Source organism: Limnobaculum eriocheiris, assembly GCF_021010575.1.
Taxonomy (GTDB): Bacteria; Pseudomonadota; Gammaproteobacteria; order Enterobacterales; family Enterobacteriaceae; genus Limnobaculum; species Limnobaculum eriocheiris.
In genome coordinates this window covers 173089-191919 of sequence record NZ_JAJNAG010000001.1, presented here as the reverse complement: position 1 = coordinate 191919, position 18831 = coordinate 173089, and the positions used below count along the sequence as shown (strand labels likewise).

The 18831-nt window shown below is 44.8% G+C and carries 18 protein-coding genes; 8 read left to right on the top strand and 10 right to left on the bottom strand.

Translation table 11 applies throughout. The features are described from left to right. Positions 1 to 91 precede the first annotated feature (91 nt). From LPW36_RS00855 to yieE, 7 genes are all read right to left on the bottom strand, one after another. On the bottom strand, positions 92 to 880 hold the full coding sequence (locus LPW36_RS00855) for an ABC transporter ATP-binding protein (protein ID WP_230607622.1): 789 nt from the start codon (positions 878 to 880) through the stop codon (positions 92 to 94). Next, the gene (locus LPW36_RS00850; protein ID WP_230607621.1) at positions 877 to 1959 is read right to left on the bottom strand and encodes a FecCD family ABC transporter permease; all 1083 of its coding nucleotides are present in this window, start codon (positions 1957 to 1959) and stop codon (positions 877 to 879) included. The genes LPW36_RS00855 and LPW36_RS00850 overlap by 4 nt, the downstream gene beginning before the upstream one ends. A gap of 28 nt (positions 1960 to 1987) precedes the next feature. After that, entirely contained in the window at positions 1988 to 3136 is a 1149-nt protein-coding gene (locus LPW36_RS00845) for an ABC transporter substrate-binding protein (protein ID WP_230607620.1), read from the bottom strand. Between the two features lie 227 nt (positions 3137 to 3363). Continuing rightward, on the bottom strand, positions 3364 to 4239 hold the full coding sequence (locus LPW36_RS00840; protein WP_230607619.1) for a tetratricopeptide repeat protein: 876 nt from the start codon (positions 4237 to 4239) through the stop codon (positions 3364 to 3366). Positions 4240 to 4244: 5 nt separating this feature from the next. Next, entirely contained in the window at positions 4245 to 4613 is a 369-nt protein-coding gene (locus LPW36_RS00835) for a hypothetical protein (RefSeq protein ID WP_230607618.1), read from the bottom strand. Between the two features lie 361 nt (positions 4614 to 4974). Beyond that, entirely contained in the window at positions 4975 to 6474 is a 1500-nt protein-coding gene (locus tag LPW36_RS00830; protein WP_230607617.1) for an amino acid permease, read from the bottom strand. 155 nt (positions 6475 to 6629) lie between these two features. After that, positions 6630 to 7532, bottom strand: coding sequence for a DNA-binding transcriptional regulator YeiE (gene yieE / locus LPW36_RS00825; RefSeq protein ID WP_230607616.1), 903 nt, complete (start codon positions 7530 to 7532; stop codon positions 6630 to 6632). Positions 7533 to 7644: 112 nt separating this feature from the next. Here yieE and LPW36_RS00820 point away from each other — a divergent pair, with 112 nt between their 5' ends. Next, positions 7645 to 8727 (top strand): YeiH family protein, encoded by a 1083-nt coding sequence (locus LPW36_RS00820; protein ID WP_230607615.1) that lies wholly within the window; start codon positions 7645 to 7647, stop codon positions 8725 to 8727. A gap of 96 nt (positions 8728 to 8823) precedes the next feature. Further along, entirely contained in the window at positions 8824 to 9681 is an 858-nt protein-coding gene (nfo, locus tag LPW36_RS00815; RefSeq protein WP_230607614.1) for a deoxyribonuclease IV, read from the top strand. Between the two features lie 148 nt (positions 9682 to 9829). Here the strand turns inward: nfo and fruK are convergent, their stop codons facing one another. Together fruK and LPW36_RS00805 are read right to left on the bottom strand one after the other, a co-directional pair. Continuing rightward, positions 9830 to 10768, bottom strand: coding sequence for a 1-phosphofructokinase (fruK, locus tag LPW36_RS00810; RefSeq protein WP_230607613.1), 939 nt, complete (start codon positions 10766 to 10768; stop codon positions 9830 to 9832). A 184-nt stretch (positions 10769 to 10952) separates the two neighbouring features. Then, complete coding sequence (locus LPW36_RS00805) at positions 10953 to 11207, bottom strand: YkgJ family cysteine cluster protein (RefSeq protein ID WP_230607612.1); 255 nt, start codon at positions 11205 to 11207, stop codon at positions 10953 to 10955. Between the two features lie 215 nt (positions 11208 to 11422). On the opposite strand from LPW36_RS00805, the gene mtr reads away from it, so the two are divergent. Continuing rightward, positions 11423 to 12661, top strand: a complete 1239-nt coding sequence (gene mtr, locus LPW36_RS00800) for a tryptophan permease (RefSeq protein WP_230607611.1) — start codon at positions 11423 to 11425, stop codon at positions 12659 to 12661. Between the two features lie 152 nt (positions 12662 to 12813). Then, positions 12814 to 13386 (top strand): elongation factor P-like protein YeiP, encoded by a 573-nt coding sequence (gene yeiP / locus LPW36_RS00795; protein WP_230607610.1) that lies wholly within the window; start codon positions 12814 to 12816, stop codon positions 13384 to 13386. An 88-nt stretch (positions 13387 to 13474) separates the two neighbouring features. On the opposite strand, the gene LPW36_RS00790 is transcribed toward yeiP, so the two are convergent. Beyond that, positions 13475 to 13798, bottom strand: a complete 324-nt coding sequence (locus LPW36_RS00790; protein WP_230607609.1) for a hypothetical protein — start codon at positions 13796 to 13798, stop codon at positions 13475 to 13477. 296 nt (positions 13799 to 14094) lie between these two features. On the opposite strand from LPW36_RS00790, the gene LPW36_RS00785 reads away from it, so the two are divergent. The 4 genes from LPW36_RS00785 to LPW36_RS00770 all read left to right on the top strand — a co-directional run bounded on the left by LPW36_RS00785 (position 14095) and on the right by LPW36_RS00770 (position 18831). Next, entirely contained in the window at positions 14095 to 15075 is a 981-nt protein-coding gene (locus tag LPW36_RS00785) for a CobW family GTP-binding protein (RefSeq protein WP_230607608.1), read from the top strand. 81 nt (positions 15076 to 15156) lie between these two features. Next, positions 15157 to 15864, top strand: coding sequence for a phosphatase PAP2 family protein (locus tag LPW36_RS00780; protein WP_230607607.1), 708 nt, complete (start codon positions 15157 to 15159; stop codon positions 15862 to 15864). A 293-nt stretch (positions 15865 to 16157) separates the two neighbouring features. After that, on the top strand, positions 16158 to 16733 hold the full coding sequence (gene mepS / locus LPW36_RS00775) for a bifunctional murein DD-endopeptidase/murein LD-carboxypeptidase (RefSeq protein ID WP_230607606.1): 576 nt from the start codon (positions 16158 to 16160) through the stop codon (positions 16731 to 16733). 235 nt (positions 16734 to 16968) lie between these two features. Further along, positions 16969 to 18831: an extracellular solute-binding protein gene (locus LPW36_RS00770; protein WP_420844694.1), complete on the top strand. Its 1863-nt coding sequence runs from the start codon at positions 16969 to 16971 to the stop codon at positions 18829 to 18831.

Sequence of the window (18831 nt, the reverse complement as noted above, 5' to 3'; positions counted from 1 at the left end):
CTACTGTTTGTAGTATTAAACTAAGGGCTATGAATTTTCATAGCCCTTATCATATTTATGGCTTTAGCCATAATATAAACAACTAACGCTTTCAATATATTGGACGTTCAACTAAACCATCAATTAATACCTGTGGTCGTCCCTGAGAACAACGCTCAATACGGCCACGAACACCATAAACTTGCGCCAGACTTTCAGGGGTGATCACTTCATCAGGTTTACCGTCAGCAATAAGATTGCCATTTTGTAGCATTAAGACATGATCGGCATGGTGCAAAGCAATATTGATATCATGGACGACCACAACCGTAATGATATTGCGCTTCACTGTCTCCTTACGCACCAGATCCATAACGTGGAACTGATAGTTAAGATCCAGTGCGCTGAGTGGTTCATCAAGCAGCAATAGCGAAGGTTGACGAATCAAAGATTGGGCTAAACCCACTAATTGCTTCTGTCCGCCTGAAAGCTGATCCAGATAGCTTAATGCCAGATGAGAAATACCCAACTGTTGCAGTAGTGCCATTACTTCAGTTTCACCTTTTTCTGTATAGCTACCGCCGGAAGCTCGTTGAGCAACCACTATGGATTCCAGCACATGCAGATGCACCCCCGCAGGCAGTGACTGAGGTAGATAAACCACGCTTTTTGCCCGTTGGGCAAAGGGCTGCTTCATCAAATCCTGACCATCCAGTAACAGTTCGCCAGTCGCGTGATTCAATCCGGCAAAAGAGCGTAGTAAAGTCGATTTTCCGCTGCCGTTAGGTCCTAACAGAACGGTGATTTCCCCTCTTGATAATCCAGGAATCGAGAGATCGGTGATAATTTTTTTTCTCGGGTAGCCCGCATTAAAGTGATTCGCTTGTAAACCAGTCATCATACCTGCCCTCTGTGGCGCAAAATGATGCTCAGGAAGAACGGAACACCAACTAATGAAGTCACAATACCTACCGGTATGATCACGCCGGGAATCAGGTTTTTAGAGGCAACAGAAGCCATCGACAATACCAGCGCACCAATTAACGCACTGGCTGGCAAATAAAAACGATGGTCTTCACCAAAAATCAGACGGGCAATATGCGGAGCAACCAGACCGATAAATCCAATCGGCCCAACAAAAGCGACTGCCAGAGCAGACAGAATACTAATGCGCAGTAAGGTTGTCAGGCGTAAACGGCGAACGTCAATACCAAAGCTGATAGCCCGGTCTTCCCCCAGTCTTAACGCCGTTAATTTCCAGGCGTTCATCATTGACCATGGGAACAACACCAGAAATACCGCAATCAGAATGCTCAGCTTAATCCAGGTGGCTCTCGCCAGACTACCCATGGTCCAGAAAACCAGCCCCTGAAGGGTATCTTCAGAAGCAATAAACTGCATCATGGAGACCAGCGCATTAAAGGTAAACACTAATGCAATACCAAACAGCACTACGCCCGATGTGGCCACCCGCGTCCAGCGAGTTACCGCATCCAGCATAAATGCTGCCAGTAAGGCAAAAATGAACGCATTGGCAGAAATAAACCATTGAGGATCAATACCCGGAATACCAATCCCTAATACGATAGCCAGCGCAGCACCAAAAGCAGCCGCGGAAGAAACCCCTAAAGTGAAAGGGCTTGCCAACGGGTTATTCAGGATAGTTTGCATTTCAGCCCCAGCCAAACCCAAAGCCATTCCTACCACTATGGCCATCAGGGCATAAGGCAGGCGAATATCCCAAACGATAACCTGAGTTCCGGCATCGACGGTTTCAGGATGTATCAATGTTTGCCACAGTTCTGCTATCGTGAGGCCCGAAGGCCCCATGATAAAATCAAGCACAAGAGATCCAATAATCGCCAATAAAACAATGGCTAAAATCATCAGGCGCTTACGCAAAATACGATGGTAACGACCCATTACACCCACTTCAGCCGGGGTATTAGCTTTTACTGCCAAATTGCTACTTATGCTCATTCAATGACAACCATTGCTGCTTTATAGATTATTTATTATTTTCACCTACAGCACCCACCCAGTAAGTACCTGTTGGCTCAATGGCCAGGAAGTCTTTATACAGCGCCTTCATGGTCTCATTTGTATCGATACCTTTAAATTTCTCAGGATAGAACCACTTAGCGAACTCCTGAATAGCCAACACATTATAAGGTGAGTTATAGAGGCTGTGCCAGATAGCATAGGTTCTACCCTCTTTTACCGCAGGTAGGGTGTCAATGCCTTTACGTTTTAGCGCGCTATCCAGACTTGCCCGCGCCACATCATAAGAAACATCCGCTCCCAGTTTAATTCCCTGGCCCTTCGCATCTGCGCCACGCGCACCGCTGGCAATATAAACGTCAGGGCTAGTCGCGATAATTTTTTCCAGGTTAACGGTACCTAATGCACCCGGTAATAAATTCTTAGCGATATTGGTACCACCGGCCAAATCAATAAAGTCGCCCATATTTCCGTTGCCCGCAGTACCACAGCAATCTTCCGCGGTCGCCGCTTTCAGCTCAATAAATACTTTTAGCTTTTGGTTTTCAGGAATATCTTTAGTGACATTGGTGATTTTCGCCACGTTATCCTGATAGAACTTAATATAGCGTTCTGCCTGTGCTTCCCGCTGCAAAGCTTTGCCCAGAATACGCATACTTGGTACGGTGTTTTTCAACGGTGAGGTACGGAAATCAATAAATATAACCGGTACCCCCGCTTTTTCTAGCTGAGTAACCAGCTCGCTGTTACGGCCCGGGCCATGACCAGACAACCCAAAGATAGCCACATCTGGCTTAAGGGTTAATACTTTTTCCGGGCTGATGCTTTCAGCGGTGGTGTTACCAATAAGTGGAATTTTATCAATCTCAGGGAATTTGGCTTTGTAAGCAGCATAAGTATGAGGATCAAGTTTACGAAAATCCCCCTGCCACCCGACAATACGGTCCAGCGGCTTATTCCCCTCTAATAGTGCAACTGCATAAATTAAGCGGCCTTCACCCAATAAAATACGATCGACTTTCTTAGGGAGTTCAACCTTACGGTCGGCTATATCCGTAATCGTTTCAGCCCATGCACCTGCACTCAATAACAGCGAACTTCCTAATAATATGGATATACTAAAACGTTTTACCAGAGAATAATCAAATTGCTTCATAGATGACGCCTCTTCCCTACAGATTTCAAAGATGCAAACAATAATGCAAAAGAGAATGATTATCAATCATAAAAATCAGGAGTGTCAAATCAAAAGAGAGAGCTGGGTCATACTTAGTAAAAGCGTGGGGGATAATAGAGTAGTATCAGGCAAAAATAACAAAACCGGGAAACAGATATTATCAATTTAATGACAATACAGATTTCCCAGCTTTATCTGAAACGCTATCAGTATTCAGTAAATACTAAATTTTTTCTTGTTGGTGCATACATTGAAATATATTGCTGGGCCAGACTCTTGGAAGATGCCAGCTTACCGGCTTTACTCAGAACCGGAGTCAGTTTTTCCATTACCATCTTCGCGGTATTAGCGATATCACTGTCACCATATTTAGCAACGGTCGCGTACCAGGCGTAAGCTTGCTGGTCGTCTTTTGCAATACCCTGACCTAAGTAATAAGAACCGGCCAGGTTAAATTGTGCTTCAGTCACACCCTGATTAGCCGCTTTGGTATACCAGTACACCGCTTGCTCCGAATCTTGCGGAACACCTTCACCATGAGTATAGGCTGCACCCAGGTTATTTTGAGAGTTGGCAATGCCCTGCTTAGCCGCCAGGTTATCCCAATAAATGGATTGCTCAAGGTTGTACTCTACGCCCTTGCCGTTCAAATAGGCGGAAGCAACTTGCCCCTGAGCGCGGGCATTACCCTGTTCAGCGGCTTTTTTATACCAAATAAATGCTTCATCATAATCAGGCATCATATCTACGCCGTTTGCATACATATCTGCCAGTTGAAGCTGAGAATCAACGTTACCACTCATTGCTGAGGACTTAATCCATCCCAGCCCTTGTGCTTTTTCACCTGATGCTAAAAGAATGTCACCCATCCGACGCTGTGCTATCTGGTCACCTGCATTGCCTTGTCTTTGAATTTGAGAAAGATATTGTTGCAGGCCACCTAACATATTCTGTTGTGAAGGATCGATGGGCTGACCAAATGCAGAAGATGCGTCATCGTTTTGTTTTTTGTCGACGCAACCAGACACCAGTAGTGTTAAAACGCTGAGGACCAATGCACAGTGATAACGTTTAATTAACATAGCTATTATTTCCTGTCTGCTTGCTCTAACAATAATGAGTAGATTTGGCCATCAATATGCTGACAGGTTCTGGCGAGCTTCGCCTGATAAACGCTATCCATTACATTTACTGTATCCGGTCCCAATGTTGAACGCATAGCAAGATACTTGGTTGCAGTTTCCATGTTCGAGTCCATCATCATTTTGCTCTGATTATAGCTGTTAAAATCGAGCTTCTTTAATGTCTCTAAACGAACAAGGCATCCCTGAAATCGCTGGTTATACGACTGTTCATTACTATTAGCCTGTGGGGTGTTCTTTTTTTCGAACTTCGCACAACCGTTGATGCTAATAAGGACCAGCCCTACTGCGGCCAACATCAATGTTCTTTTCATCAATCTGTTACCTTAAAAAATTGATTGCAGTTTTATAAATTATAGATGTATCGCATGATACAGACCAAGGTCGATCGTATATAACGCAAGCAATAAAATGAGTATCGCTAAACAACTTCAGATCGTTCTGTTTACAATAAAGATACAAAACGAAAATCAGCACAACCTCGCCAAAGCGAAACCTATCCAATCTTAGCACAGTTTAATATAACACCGTGAAAAGAGATATGAATATAGTATTCATCAAATAAGTAGATCACACTTTTGAAGTTTTATACCCAATAGTAATAATACATCTTGATGACTATTTCTACTAAAAAGCGGCGTATTATACGCCGCTCTTAAATATTATGGTGAATAATTACTCTTCCCGAATTTCTGTTTTGGGAAAATCCATATCTTTATAGCGGACAAATTTTGTTCTTTTAATTATTTTATATCCAAACCAAATTGCCAAAAACAGCGGAATACCTATATAAGTAGCCGCAACACCCGCCCAGTCAATATTGTCTTCCAGAAAGGCTTGGTAATTCTGCCCTAAAGTAATAATCAAACACAATACAAAAGCAAAAATAGGTCCTAATGGGAAGAAACCAGAACGATAAGGCAACGCGTCCAGTGAATGTCCCTGAGTAATATAACCACGGCGGAAACGGTAATGACTGATGGCAATACCTAACCAGGCAATAAAACCCGTCATTCCCGAAGTATTCAGCAACCATAAATAAACCTGTTGATTACCAAACATCGAGGTTAAAAAGCAAAGTCCCGCAACAACCGTGGTGGCAATCAGCGCATTACGAGGCACACCACCGGATGACAGTTTAGCAAAAATCTTCGGCGCTTTGCCTTCCGCAGCCAGAGCATACAACATTCGGGTTGAAGCATACATACCTGAGTTACCGGCAGAAAGCACAGAAGTCAGAATAACCGCATTCATCACCGCTGCCGCAGATAACAGACCGGCATGCTGGAATACCAGCGTAAACGGACTCACGCTAATATCTGTTTCATCGTTACGTAACAGGCTTGGGTCAGTATAAGGAATTAATACGCTAACAATCAGAATAGCAAAAATATAGAACAGCAAAATACGCCAGAACACCTGACGCACAGCGCGTGGAATGTTACGCGCCGGATCGGCCGACTCGCCTGCGGCAATACCAATAAGTTCGGTTCCCTGGAAAGAGAAACCAACAATCATCGCTACCCCAATCATCGCAGAGAAACCACCGGCAAACGGAGCATCACCGATAGTCCAGTTATGCCAGCCTGAGGTTGGCCCACCTTTCATGATGCCAAAAATCATCAACAGACCAAGGCCAATAAAGATAACTACCGTCACCACTTTAATCAGTGCAAACCAGAATTCTGCTTCACCAAACCCTTTTACAGAAATGTAATTCAGTAAAAACATAAAGCCAAGGAACAGTGCACTCCAGATCCAACTTGGCAACCCAAATGGCGTTTCCGGAAACCAGTACTGCATCACTAATTGAGCTGCAACCAGATCAACCGCAACGGTTACCGCCCAGTTATACCAATAGTTCCACCCCAGCGCGAAACCAAAACCCGGTTCAACATATTTAGCACCGTAAGTGGAAAACGAACCGGAAACCGGCATAAAAGAGGCGAGCTCACCCAGGCTGGTCATTAAGAAATAAACCATCAGGCCAATCAGTGCATAGGAAAGCAGCGCACCTCCAGGACCTGCCTGAGCAATAGTCGCACCGGATGCCACAAACAAACCAGTACCGATCGAACCACCGACGGCAATCATCGTTAAATGACGTGCTTTCAGTACCCGACGCAATCCCGGTACGTTTTTTTCCTTTGAATCTTTTGTATCGACCAGAGCCATTCTTAACCTATTTATTTACTTGTCTGCTACTTATAAAGAGCGCGATTGTAGCAAAGGATAGATCGCGGGATAACATCAAACCTCTCAATATAAGATTCGTTCATAATTCCGAAGATCTTATTAGTAAAACCCTATAATGTACTTTTGATTACTCTTTAATCAGACTGTTGAATCTCTGCCAGTATCTGTGGCGTTACCTGGCAATAAGATAAGAAACGTAACAGGCTGGCAGAAATATGCTTTTGGCGGTGATAAATCAGATATAACCTGCGTTCAAGAGGCGCAAAAGGAATATTCAACTCCACCAGCGAACCACTTTCCAATTGTTCTGCCACGACTCTGCGAGACAGGCAACTGATACCAATACCATGGCGAACCGCATGTTTAATGGCTTCAGAATTACCCAGTTCTAAAATGGGACTGGCCCCCGGTAGATGTGACATCAGATTGTGTTCCAGCACATCACGGGTACCTGAACCGGCTTCACGTAGTATCCAGGGGGCATTAATCAGATCTTCTATTGTTACGCTTTTTTGCGTTAATGCATGCCCTGCGGCGGCAAATACCACCAGCTCATCAGTCATCCATGGGCGAGATATCAACTCCGGGCTATGACACTGTCCCTCGATTAATCCTAAATCCGCACGAAAATCAGAAACCAGTTGGATCACCTCCCGGCTATTAGCAACAATCAGCTCCAGCGGTGTGGATTGGAAATCCCGACGATAAGTAGCAATCATCTCCGGCAACATATAGTTGCCAATCGTGGTACTGGCTGCAATTCGTAACGCGCCATCCTGCTGTTGAAAAAGCTGCTCAACCTCCATGGCTCTTTCCAATAAAGAAAGCGCTTTAGGATAAAGCAATCGACCATTTTCATTCACCACCAGCCGTTTACCCACCCGATCAAATAGCGCAACATTAAGCTGCTTTTCTAAATCAGCCAGCGCGGCACTCACCGCCGACTGAGACAGTGCCAAAACCAAGGATGCCTGAGTGGTTGAACCACTTTTTACCACTTCAACAAATATCTCAAGCTGGCGCAATGTGATATGCATCGCTACTCCTTACCACTTATTTCGATTAGTTATAAATATATAATCAATTTCTCTTTTATGGCCAATTACTTTATTTTTGTAAACCTATTCATAGCCAATCAGGTCGTCATATATGCAACAGAGTCATTTAACTACGGTAAAACCATCACTGTTGAAATCCGCAACACTCCTGTTGCCGGGTTTATTACTAACCGGTGCCATTACTTTGATCTCTATATATGCGGCAAACCAACCTGCGGTTGCACGGCTGGGGCTCAGCGCCTTAACGCTGGCCATAGTAATAGGTATGGTATTAGGTAATCTGGTCTATCCTGCAATCTCATCGGTTTGCGATGCCGGAGTACATTTAGCCAAACAGAAATTATTACGACTGGGTATCATTTTGTATGGCTTTCGCCTGACCTTTCAACAAATCGCTGATGTCGGTACCAGCGGTATTATTATTGATGCCCTTACCCTGACCACCACCTTCTTTCTGGCCTGCTGGGCGGGAAAGCACCTCTTTGGTCTGGACAGACAAACCACCCTGTTAATTGGTGCCGGTAGCAGTATTTGTGGTGCAGCGGCCATTATGGCAGCAGATCCGGTGGTTAAATCAGAATCCAGTAAGGTGGCGGTTGCTGTCGCAACGGTAGTGATATTTGGCACTATCGCCATGTTCCTTTACCCGTGGCTGTATCAGTTAGAGATGAAATTTCACCTGCTGGGATTTTCTGATAACGATTTTGGTATCTATATTGGTTCCACCGTTCATGAAGTGGCTCAGGTTGTCGCCGCCGGAAGGGCAATCTCTGACGACGCCGGTAACAGCGCGGTAATCGTTAAAATGATTCGCGTTATGATGCTGGCGCCGTTCTTATTACTACTTTCCGGCTATCTTAATCGCAGTGAGAAAAACACCTCATCAGCGGGTGCACAAAAAAGCGCTATCGTGATCCCTTGGTTCGCCGTACTGTTTATCGTGGTTGCCGGCTTTAACTCGCTGGACCTGCTTCCTCATGTAGCAGTAAAAACGTTGATCGACCAGGACACCATCCTGCTCTCCATGGCAATGGCTGCTCTGGGGCTTACCACTCACATCAGCGCTATTCGTCAGGCAGGAATAAAACCGCTATTACTTGCCACCCTACTGTTTATCTGGCTGATTGCCGGAGGGGCGCTGATTAATCTTGCCGTTCACCAGCTTGGTTTTTAATCGATTACCTGTTTTCTGTTAACGTTAATTATTTGTTAATAGATGTTACCGCCCAAAGTATGAGATAATGTTGGCTGGCAACACAGGAGAATAGATATGAAGTTTGTTGGCGCACACGTTAGTGCATCGGGTGGATTAGATCAGGCTGTTATCCGGGCCCATGAGCTTGAGGCAACGGCTTTCGCGCTGTTTACCAAAAACCAGCGTCAGTGGCGAGCTGCTCCACTAACTGAAGAGGTGATATCAGATTTTCGCAGCGCCTGCGAACAGTATCACTATAGCTCCGCTCAAATTTTACCTCATGATAGTTACCTGATTAATCTTGGTCATCCGGTGGAAGACGGACTGCAAAAGTCCCGGGATGCTTTTATTGATGAAATGGAACGCTGCCAACAACTGGGTCTGACGCTGCTGAACTTTCATCCCGGTAGCCATCTGATGCAAATCGATGAGGATAAATGCCTTAAGCGCATTGCTGAATCTATTAATATTGCCTTAGACAGGACCGAGAGTGTTGTAGCGGTTATAGAAAACACCGCAGGTCAGGGTAGTAATCTGGGCTTTAAGTTTGAACATCTGGCCGCCATTATTGATGGCGTTGAAGATAAAACCCGGGTTGGTGTTTGTATTGATACTTGCCATGCCTTTGCCGCCGGTTATGACCTGCGTACAGAAGAAGATTGCGAAAAGACGTTTTCCCGCTTCAGTAATATTGTTGGATTTAGCTATCTGCGCGGTATGCACTTAAATGATGCTAAAAGCGAATTTGGTAGTCGGGTTGACCGCCATAACAGTCTGGGTGAAGGGAATATTGGTAAAACCGTCTTCAGCTATATTATGCGCGACGAGCGTTTTGACAATATTCCACTGATTCTGGAAACCACTAATCCGGATATCTGGAAAGATGAAATAGCCTGGTTAAAAAGCCAACAGAAAGTAGCAGAGGCCGTTTGAGCCGCATCCGCGCTCAGTAGCTAAGTACAGATGAATTACCGACCGTGCACAAAACGGAGTTAAGCACTCTGTTTTACGGTCGGAATATATATAGATGTCAAATGACTAACTTCGTTAACACGCTGAATAGCTTATTTATTCGGTATCATCAGTTAAAGGGTTTTAACTCAACCTGTGACATCATCGATGCCAACTGCATGCGATCTTTAATACCCACATTACTCTGACTCACCGCCAGCACCGCAACCGCCGTTGCCAGCCGTAAAGTATGCTCACTGGATTCACGCATCAGCAAACCATAAATCAAACCGCCAACCATGGAATCACCCGCACCTACCGTGCTGACAACTTCACATACCGGTGGTTTTGCCAGCCAGGCACCTGAAGCATTAACCCACAACGCCCCTTCCACACCTAAAGAGATCACCACATGGGCAATACCATCTTCACGCAATGCATGAGCAGCCTCAACCACATCTTCTAATGTTGGTAGGGGACGTCCCATCCAGATTTCTAACTCACGGCGATTCGGTTTTACCAACCATGGCGAAGCTTTCAACCCTGCGGCAAAAGCCTCCCGGCTGCTGTCAAAAATGATACAGGGACAAACGCTGCGCAGTTGGCGCATCCAGTCGCTAAAAGAATCCGGATCGACACCTGCGGGTAAACTGCCGCTCACTGCCACCATGTCGAACTGCCCCAACCATGATAGCGAATCTGCCATAAAACGCTGCCAGTCATTCTGGCAAACTTCAAAACCAGAGAAGTTGAAATCCGTCACTTCATTGCTGGCTTCAGTTAGTTTAACGTTGATACGAGTGCGCCCCGGCACCACCTGAAAACGATTAGCAATACCTAATTCACTGAACAGTTGCTGAAAACCATCCTGATTCTCTTTACCAAGAAATCCACCAACGGTGACATCAATACCCAGATCTTTTAGTACCTTCGCTACATTAATGCCTTTACCGGCCGCATGTAACCCCGCAGTCCGGACTCGATTAACCTCACCCAAAACAATATTTGGGCAATAGCCAACTAAGTCATAAGCCGGATTCAAGGTTATGGTTGCTACACGTCTGTTCATCTGGTTCTTCTTTTTTGCTTCTGTTCCGCTTTCCAACACCGTCAGAAAAACAAAAAACGCAAGATGCGTTTCCCTGTTTTCGGCTGGTGGATCGTTTCAGGTGATTCTAGCGCTATTTTTGTTCAATTGCTCTATTATTCCCCGAATATTTGAGACTCACGATGCAAAATGACTGCGAATATCCTCAGGGAGAGGTAAGAATTTCCAACTGTTGCAAATAGCGTAACGCCTCATCCCGATGGGAAAAACACATATCTTCACGAGGTTTTAGTTGGGCGCAGACTTTGGGCCGATCGGGATGATGGAAAATTTTGCAGCGAAAAGATGCATCAAGATGAATACAGGGAATATTCGCCGGTTTGCCTTCTGGCATGCCAGGAATAGGACTGGATATTGATAATCCGATACAGCATGCTCCGCAACCCGTGCGACATTCCATTTTAACGATCCGCGTTCAACGATTCTGGTGTCTGACCATAGCAGTACGCTGTGACGATAACCAGCGATTTACCACAACATCAGCAAAAATAGTCTTCATACCGATAAGTGCTCCATCATCAGCACCGATTATGGAGAAATAGTTGTTTACAAAAGCATACAAGCACGTATCATTCAACTAGTACGGAAATATAACCCAATCAGGAAAGTATATATATGTCCCAACTAACGCCTAATAAACGCCCTTCTGTATTTGGTGGAGCGATGATTATCGCCGGAACCGCTGTCGGTGCCGGTATGTTCTCGATACCTATCGTCACCTCTGGCGTTTGGTTCAGCGGTTCAACCCTGATGCTGGTATATACCTGGTTTTGTATGTTTATGTCCGGGCTAATGCTGCTGGAGGCAAACCTGAACTATCCGGTAGGCTCCAGTTTTCACACTATGGTAAAAAGTCTGTTAGGTAATATCTGGAACAGCATTAATGGCCTGTCGGTAGCATTTGTGCTTTATATTCTGACCTATGCCTATATTTCTGCCGGTGGCTCAATTATCAGCCATACTCTGACTTCCGTATTAAGCATTAACCAGACTATAGCCGGACTGCTGTTTGCTATTCTGGTGGCCTTTATCGTTTGGTTATCCACTAAGGCCGTTGACCGCATTAATACCATTTTAATCGGCGGTATGGTGATTACCTTTGTTTTCTCCGTGAGTGATATGTTCGCTCAGGTTCATCCAGAAATTCTGTTTAACCGTAATGAAAGCAACGCCGAGTATCTGCCTTATGCATTAGCCGCCTTCCCTTATTTACTGGCATCTTTTGGCTATCACGGTAATATTCCAGGGCTGGCTAAATACTATCATCAGGATGCGAAATCCGTGGTGCGCAGTCTGTTGATTGGTACCCTTATCGCTCTGATTATCTATCTGTTATGGCAGTATGTTATTCAGGGTAATATTCCTCGCTCAGGCTTTAAGCAGGTGATTGCTGAAGGCGGAAACATTGGTAACCTGCTGGCGCAGCTTGATAATGGTGTAGTCACCCCATTAGTGAAACAGTTACTGAATGCCTTCTCTTACATGGCATTAGCCAGTTCATTCCTTGGCGTTTCTCTTGGGCTGCTGGATTACATTGCTGACTTCTTCAAATTTGAAGATACCCCGGCAGGCCGAACAAAATCAGCGCTGGTGACATTTGTACCGCCAACGCTGGCTGCCCTGCTGTTTCCTGACGGCTTTCTGTACGCCATCGGTTTTGCTGGTCTGGCGGCAACCATTTGGGCAGTTATCGTACCAGCCATGATGGCACATGCCAGCCGTAAAAAATTCCCACAGGCGACTTATCATGCCCCCGGCGGTAATCTGATGGTTTATTTCGTTATTCTTTTTGGCCTGCTCAACATTGTGGCCCATGTAGCCTCAACGCTAAATCTGCTTCCGGTTTACAAATAATTTCCTGTCGGCATCAGAAACAACACCTCCGTTTCTGATGCCTTTTCTTCTCCCACGATTTTTTCTCTCTTATGATGAATTCTGCTTGCCTGTTTTAGCCGTCACGAGTAATTTGTCGCCAGTCATTTAATCAGTGAGAACAGGTCATTTTTATGCCAAAAGCTAATGAAATAAAACGCGGTATGGCGGTTAATTACAACGGTAAAATGTTGTTAGTGCGCGATATTGAAGTACAGAGCCCAAGTGCACGTGGTGCCAGCACCCTGTATAAAATGCGCTTTTCCGATATCGTTACCGGATTGAAAGTTGAAGAACGTTTTAAAGGCGATGATATTATTGAAGAAATCAACCTGAGCCGTCGTCAGGTTACCTTTTCTTATATTGATGGTGACGAATATGTCTTTATGGATAATGAAGACTATACACCTTATATCTTTAAGCATGAGCAGATTGAAGAAGAGCTGTTGTTTATTCCTGAGGGTTGCATGCCTGGCATTCAGGTATTAACCGTTGAAGGGCGCGTTATCGCACTGGAATTACCACAAACCGTTGATATGGAAATTATCGAAACGGCTCCTGGTATCAAAGGTGCATCTGCCAGTGCTCGTAACAAACCCGCGACAATGAGTACCGGTTTAGTTATTCAGGTGCCAGAATATCTGGATTCAGGAGAAAAAATCCGTATTCATATCCCTGAGCGCCGCTATATGGGCCGTGCAGACTAACAAAAAAGCAGTAACGCCATCACTTTTTAGTGATGGCGTTACCTGGTTCAAATCCATCTGTTCAACTTAAGCAGCTAACTAAATATCGTTAGTTATACTCAACTTCCGTTATGCCTAATCCTTTCGATTTATCAATCCAGCGAAAGCTCATTTTATTATTGCCATTAGCCGGTATTAGCATTGCGCTCTGCTGAATATTGCCAATTGATAAATGGCTTTTCACTACCTTATTATCACGAATACAGCTTTGAATAACTTCCGTTCGGTTATTAGAAAGCTGACATCCATCCTCCACCACTGCACCGGTAAACGTAATACGGCCACCGTCAGCTGCAGATGCCATTGATAACGACGCTGTCCATGCAATCAATAACCAACCTGCTTTTGTGAAAAACCAGCGTTGATATTTCATACACAATTTCTCCAGTCTCATGTTTAATTATCATGAACCTTTAGCCGTTATCTCCTCACCGTATATTATTCATATCCATTCGATACCAAAGAGCCCTACTTATCTCAACGATTAGCGGTGTGATATGCTTTACAACGCTTAAACGAATAACAAGCAATTGAACATTGAATCAATGTTCCTCTATTAAGATATAGCTCCATTTACCCATCACTGCCTACAATGCGTTAATAATTGCTCGATTGTTTCACACTCATTAATTATCATTCTCATAATATTCACTTTAAGGTATTTTCTCTGTGACAAAGGTTAACCTTATTACCGGCTTTCTTGGCAGTGGCAAAACCACCACCATTCAACACTTACTTCAGCAAAAACCAGAAACTGAAAATTGGGCTATTCTGGTTAATGAGTTTGGTGAAATAGGTATTGATGGCGCCTTACTGGCTAATCGGGGTGCGACGCTGAAAGAGATACCGGGTGGCTGCATGTGCTGTGTTAACGGACTGCCAATGCAGGTGGGCCTGAACATGTTATTAAAACAGGCTAAACCCGATCGCCTGCTGATTGAACCAACCGGATTAGGGCATCCTAAACAAATATTGAACCTGTTAACCTCTGAGGTTTATCAGCCTTTTTTGACGCTACAAGCTACCTTCTGTTTACTTGATGCCCGACAGCTATCAGAACCCCGTTATACAGAAAATGATAACTTCCGCGACCAGTTGGCCGCCGCCGATATCATTCTGGCCAATAAATCAGACACCTATAGCCAGCAAGATAGCGATGCATTAACCCAGTGGTATCATCAGGATCCACTGAATCGTCCTCTGTATCTGATTGAACAGGGTAAAATTGATAGCGCATTATTAAACACCGACCGCACTAATCAGCAATCTTTACCTGACAGTCCGCATCATCATAGTCATTCAAGGGCTAATGGTTTAGCAGCGTTAAGTTTATCGGGAAATCAGGGATGGCGACGGGCGCTAAATCAGGGCCAGGGATATACCAGCTGTGGTTGGATATTTGATGGCGAGACCTGTTTTTCAACCACAAAGCTACTTGACTGGGTGCGTCTTTCTCCTGTTGAACGCGTTAAGGGTGTCATGCGCATCCCTGAGGGGACCTTAATTTTCAACCGACAAGGATTCGATTTTAAAATCGAAACTCAGCCGGTCGCCCCAATGGATAGCCGGGTAGAGCTCATTCATACCAGTGACGCGCCGTGGAATGAGCTGCAAAGTGCCTTACTCAAGGCTCGCGTTAACACTCTGTAACAGACCGTTTTTAGCACCAGAAAGGTTTTATGCTATTTATTTAACAACATTTTTATTGGTTAACTTTTTGAAGGTATTTTGATGGGTTTGCGTAATCTCCCTACAATTTTGCTATTAAATGCATTTGGAATAGGTTTATTCCTCTCCTGGTTTCTGCCAGAAAACCACGGTTTCTGGTTTCCTATTGATTCCACCATTTTCCATTACTTTAATCAGCACCTGGCCACCAGCAACAGCTTTTTAAAGCTGGTTGCTATCACCAATAATCGGGCTTTCGATACGGTATCCCTTCTGGCTATGGGGGGCCTTTTTCTCTATTTCTTTGTTAAACAAGATGCTGCTGGTAAACGTTGGATGATCATCATGGGTATCGTGATGTTATTGACCGCCGTGCTGCTTAACCAGTCCGGTCGTTTATTGCCGGTAGGACGCCCCAGCCCCACCTTAACTTTCACTGATATTAACCGGGTTAGTGAACTGTCCGGTATTCCAACGAAAGACGCTTCGCGAGATAGCTTTCCCGGAGACCACGGTTTGATGCTAATGATTTTTGCCGCATTTATGCTGCGTTACTTTACCCGCAAGGCATTTTGCATCGCTGTTGGCTACGTTATTATTTTCTCTTTACCCAGAATTATGGTTGGTGCTCATTGGTTTACCGACATTTATGTCGGTGCATTAAGTATGGCCTGTGTCGGTTTAAGCTGGTGGTTATTGACTCCCGCCAGTGACGCAACGATCAATTTTATCAATCGATCGATCCCGGGTAAAAACAGACTGCAAAATTAGCACTGTAATTAAGCCCGTAGCTGTTCCAGCTGCCGGTTTAGCGGATTGTTAAGGATCGAAAAATGTGCTCTGGCGCGCTTTCCTGATAGAAAAAACTCGCAATCAATTAACGAATCAAGTAGTCTTCCCGACGTTTGTGCGTACTCATTGCGTACTCTTGGCAATGCCAGAGGGCTGTTTTCCGCTCTTTTTGCCAGCCCGAATTAGTATCTGACGCCCTGGTGCGGTAGATCATGTAAATAACTTTTTTATAACGACGGTGTCGTTAAGGACTACACAGGAATTCCATACAAATGGTCAAATCTCAACCGATTCTGAGATACGTTCTACGATTAGCGCCTGCCGTAGCCGCAATCGTAATGTTATCTGGCTGTGGCACACTCTCATCAACCGCCGAAGCATCAAATTCAAAGCATGCTCAGGCACAAAAAGAGAGACAAGGACTGTCACTACAATCTACTCAGGATGAATTCGAATCCATGGTTAAGAACGTTGACATTAAGTCAAAGATTCTTAACCAATATGCCGGCTGGAAAGGTGTCCGCTATCGCATGGGCGGTACCAATAAAAGCGGCGTTGACTGTTCCAGTTTTGTTCAGATCACGTTTCGTGAGCAGTTTGGTTTAGCGCTTCCGCGTTCAACGTCAATGCAACAAAACGTAGGTCAGCAAATTAAGCGTGAAAAACTACGCCCTGGCGATATCGTACTGTTCCGTTCCGGCTCTACTGGTCGTCACGTTGGTATTTATATTGGCAATGATAACTTTGTACACGCATCCACCAGCAGCGGTGTGATAATTTCCAGTCTGAATGAGCAATACTGGAATACGCGTTACCATCAGGCTCGCCGTATCCTGAGCAAAGGTTAATCTGCTATCAAAAACCTGAGCTGAATAATTATTCAGCTCAGGTTTTTAGCTATCTGTTATTCTACCCGCTTTTGATTCCTCACTTTGCTACGATCCCTTTTATCGCACACCTCAATAACATGCTATATACTAAAAGATAATTTGTATCATCTACTGTGAAACCGTCTGTCTTACAAGTGAAAAGCTTCAGCGGCACAACTCATGGTCTTAATGTTGAGCAGAAATCTTTATGAATATGTTGCAGTCAAATCAATGGAAGAACCTTATTACTCCATCTCTTCTGTTAGTTTTAAGCATTGCATCACTATTCTCCTCTTCCGGCAGTTACGCTGAAGATAAAAAAGAAATCATTAAACAGGGAACCACTCTTTCACTTATTGGTGCCCCCAAGTACCCGGAAAATTTCCAGCACTTTGACTATACCAATCCTCAGGCCCCTAAAGGGGGGCAGCTTACCGTAGCGGCTATCGGGACTTATGATAATTTTAACCGCTATGCGCTACGTGGTAATCCTCTGGATGGTAGCGAACGTCTTAGCGATACGCTGTTTGCCTCTTCAGAAGATGAAATCAATAGTCTTTATCCACTTATCGCCACCTCTGTCCGTTATGTTGATAACTATCAGTGGATGGAAGTACAGATTAACCCACAGGCACGTTTTCAGGACGGAACACCGATTACCGCGGAAGATGTGGCATTTACCTTTGAAAAATTTATGACTGAGGGCGTACCTCAGTTTCGCAGCATATACAAAGGGGTAAAAGTCACCGCACTGTCGCCGTTGGTTGTACGTTTTGATTTACCAAAGCCAGACCGGGAACAGATGTTTGGTTTAGTGGGTGGCTTACCGGTGTTTTCAAAAAAATTCTGGCAGCAGCATAACTTGGGCGAACCATTAAATGCACCGCCCCTTAGCGGTGGTCCATATACCATTGATAGCTATAAGCTGGGCCAATACATTGTGTATAAGCGAGTGAATGATTATTGGGCGGCCAACCTACCGGTTAATAAAGGGCGCTACAATTTCGACATTATTCGCTACGACTACTATCTGGACGATAACGTTGCGTTAGAGGCGTTTAAAGCCGGTGCCTACGATTTTCGCGTTGAATCTTCACCCAAGAAATGGGCGACCCAATATCAAGGCAAAAACTTTGACCTGGGCTATATTGTAAAAAAAGATTGGGAAAATCAGGCGGCTCAAGATACCCGCTGGATCTCATTTAATATTCAACGACCCATCTTCTCTAACCCCAAAGTACGTGAAGCCATTACGCTGGCTTTTGATTTTCAATGGATGAATAAAGCGCTCTTTTACAGTGCCTATCAGCAACCGCGCAGCTATTTTCAAAATACGGTTTATGCCGCTACCGGCCTTCCCGATAAAGATGAATTGGCATGGTTAATGCCGCTGAAAGATAAAATCCCTGCCGAAGTGTTTACCAAGCCTTATCAACCACCGGTTACCGATGGTTCCGGCTATAATCGGGAGAACCTGCTTCGCGCAACTCAGCTACTCAAGGAAGCCGGATGGGAGATAAAAAATAGCGTGCTGGTTAATAGCCAAACCGGCCAACCATTTACCTTTGAACTGCTATTGTTGAGTGGCAGTGATGCCATGTATGTTCTCCCTTTTCAGCAAAATCTGGCTAAATTAGGCATTAAGATGGAAGCGCGCTATGTCGACAGCTCACAGTTTGTCAGCCGTTTACGTTCTCGTGATTTTGATATGATCCCACAGCGCTATTCCGCTATGGAGTACCCTTCTCCGGTCAGTTTGATGATCCTCTGGAACTCTGCCTATATTGACTCAACTTATAACCGACCGGGAATCAGCGATCCTGCGGTAGATGAACTAACCCAACTTATTGTTACCTATCAGGGGCAAGAAAAACCATTACTGTCGCTGGGTAGAGCGTTAGATCGGGTCCTAACCTGGCATCATTTGATGATACCTATGTGGTATTCCAACCATGATAGATTCGCCTACTGGGATAAATATTCAATGCCAGAAATCAGGCCAAAAAGCTCGCTGGGTATTGATACCTGGTGGTACGACGCCAATAAAGCCGCCCACTTACCCGAACAGCGTCGCTAA

Bases quoted from the DNA above. Each gene is read 5' to 3' on its own strand.
- LPW36_RS00830 (WP_230607617.1), bottom strand. From the start codon at position 6,474: ATGGCTCTGGTCGATACAAAAGATTCAAAGGAAAAAAACGTACCGGGA.
- LPW36_RS00805 (WP_230607612.1), bottom strand. From the start codon at position 11,207: ATGGAATGTCGCACGGGTTGCGGAGCATGCTGTATCGGATTATCAATA.
- LPW36_RS00835 (WP_230607618.1), bottom strand. From the start codon at position 4,613: ATGAAAAGAACATTGATGTTGGCCGCAGTAGGGCTGGTCCTTATTAGC.
- LPW36_RS00855 (WP_230607622.1), bottom strand. From the start codon at position 880: ATGATGACTGGTTTACAAGCGAATCACTTTAATGCGGGCTACCCGAGA.
- LPW36_RS00820 (WP_230607615.1), top strand. From the start codon at position 7,645: ATGCAACAGAGTCATTTAACTACGGTAAAACCATCACTGTTGAAATCC.
- mepS (WP_230607606.1), top strand. From the start codon at position 16,158: ATGGTCAAATCTCAACCGATTCTGAGATACGTTCTACGATTAGCGCCT.
- LPW36_RS00770 (WP_420844694.1), top strand. From the start codon at position 16,969: ATGTTGCAGTCAAATCAATGGAAGAACCTTATTACTCCATCTCTTCTG.
- LPW36_RS00840 (WP_230607619.1), bottom strand. From the start codon at position 4,239: ATGTTAATTAAACGTTATCACTGTGCATTGGTCCTCAGCGTTTTAACA.
- yieE (WP_230607616.1), bottom strand. From the start codon at position 7,532: ATGCATATCACATTGCGCCAGCTTGAGATATTTGTTGAAGTGGTAAAA.
- yeiP (WP_230607610.1), top strand. From the start codon at position 12,814: ATGCCAAAAGCTAATGAAATAAAACGCGGTATGGCGGTTAATTACAAC.
- fruK (WP_230607613.1), bottom strand. From the start codon at position 10,768: ATGAACAGACGTGTAGCAACCATAACCTTGAATCCGGCTTATGACTTA.
- LPW36_RS00790 (WP_230607609.1), bottom strand. From the start codon at position 13,798: ATGAAATATCAACGCTGGTTTTTCACAAAAGCAGGTTGGTTATTGATT.
- LPW36_RS00780 (WP_230607607.1), top strand. From the start codon at position 15,157: ATGGGTTTGCGTAATCTCCCTACAATTTTGCTATTAAATGCATTTGGA.
- nfo (WP_230607614.1), top strand. From the start codon at position 8,824: ATGAAGTTTGTTGGCGCACACGTTAGTGCATCGGGTGGATTAGATCAG.
- LPW36_RS00850 (WP_230607621.1), bottom strand. From the start codon at position 1,959: ATGAGCATAAGTAGCAATTTGGCAGTAAAAGCTAATACCCCGGCTGAA.
- mtr (WP_230607611.1), top strand. From the start codon at position 11,423: ATGTCCCAACTAACGCCTAATAAACGCCCTTCTGTATTTGGTGGAGCG.
- LPW36_RS00845 (WP_230607620.1), bottom strand. From the start codon at position 3,136: ATGAAGCAATTTGATTATTCTCTGGTAAAACGTTTTAGTATATCCATA.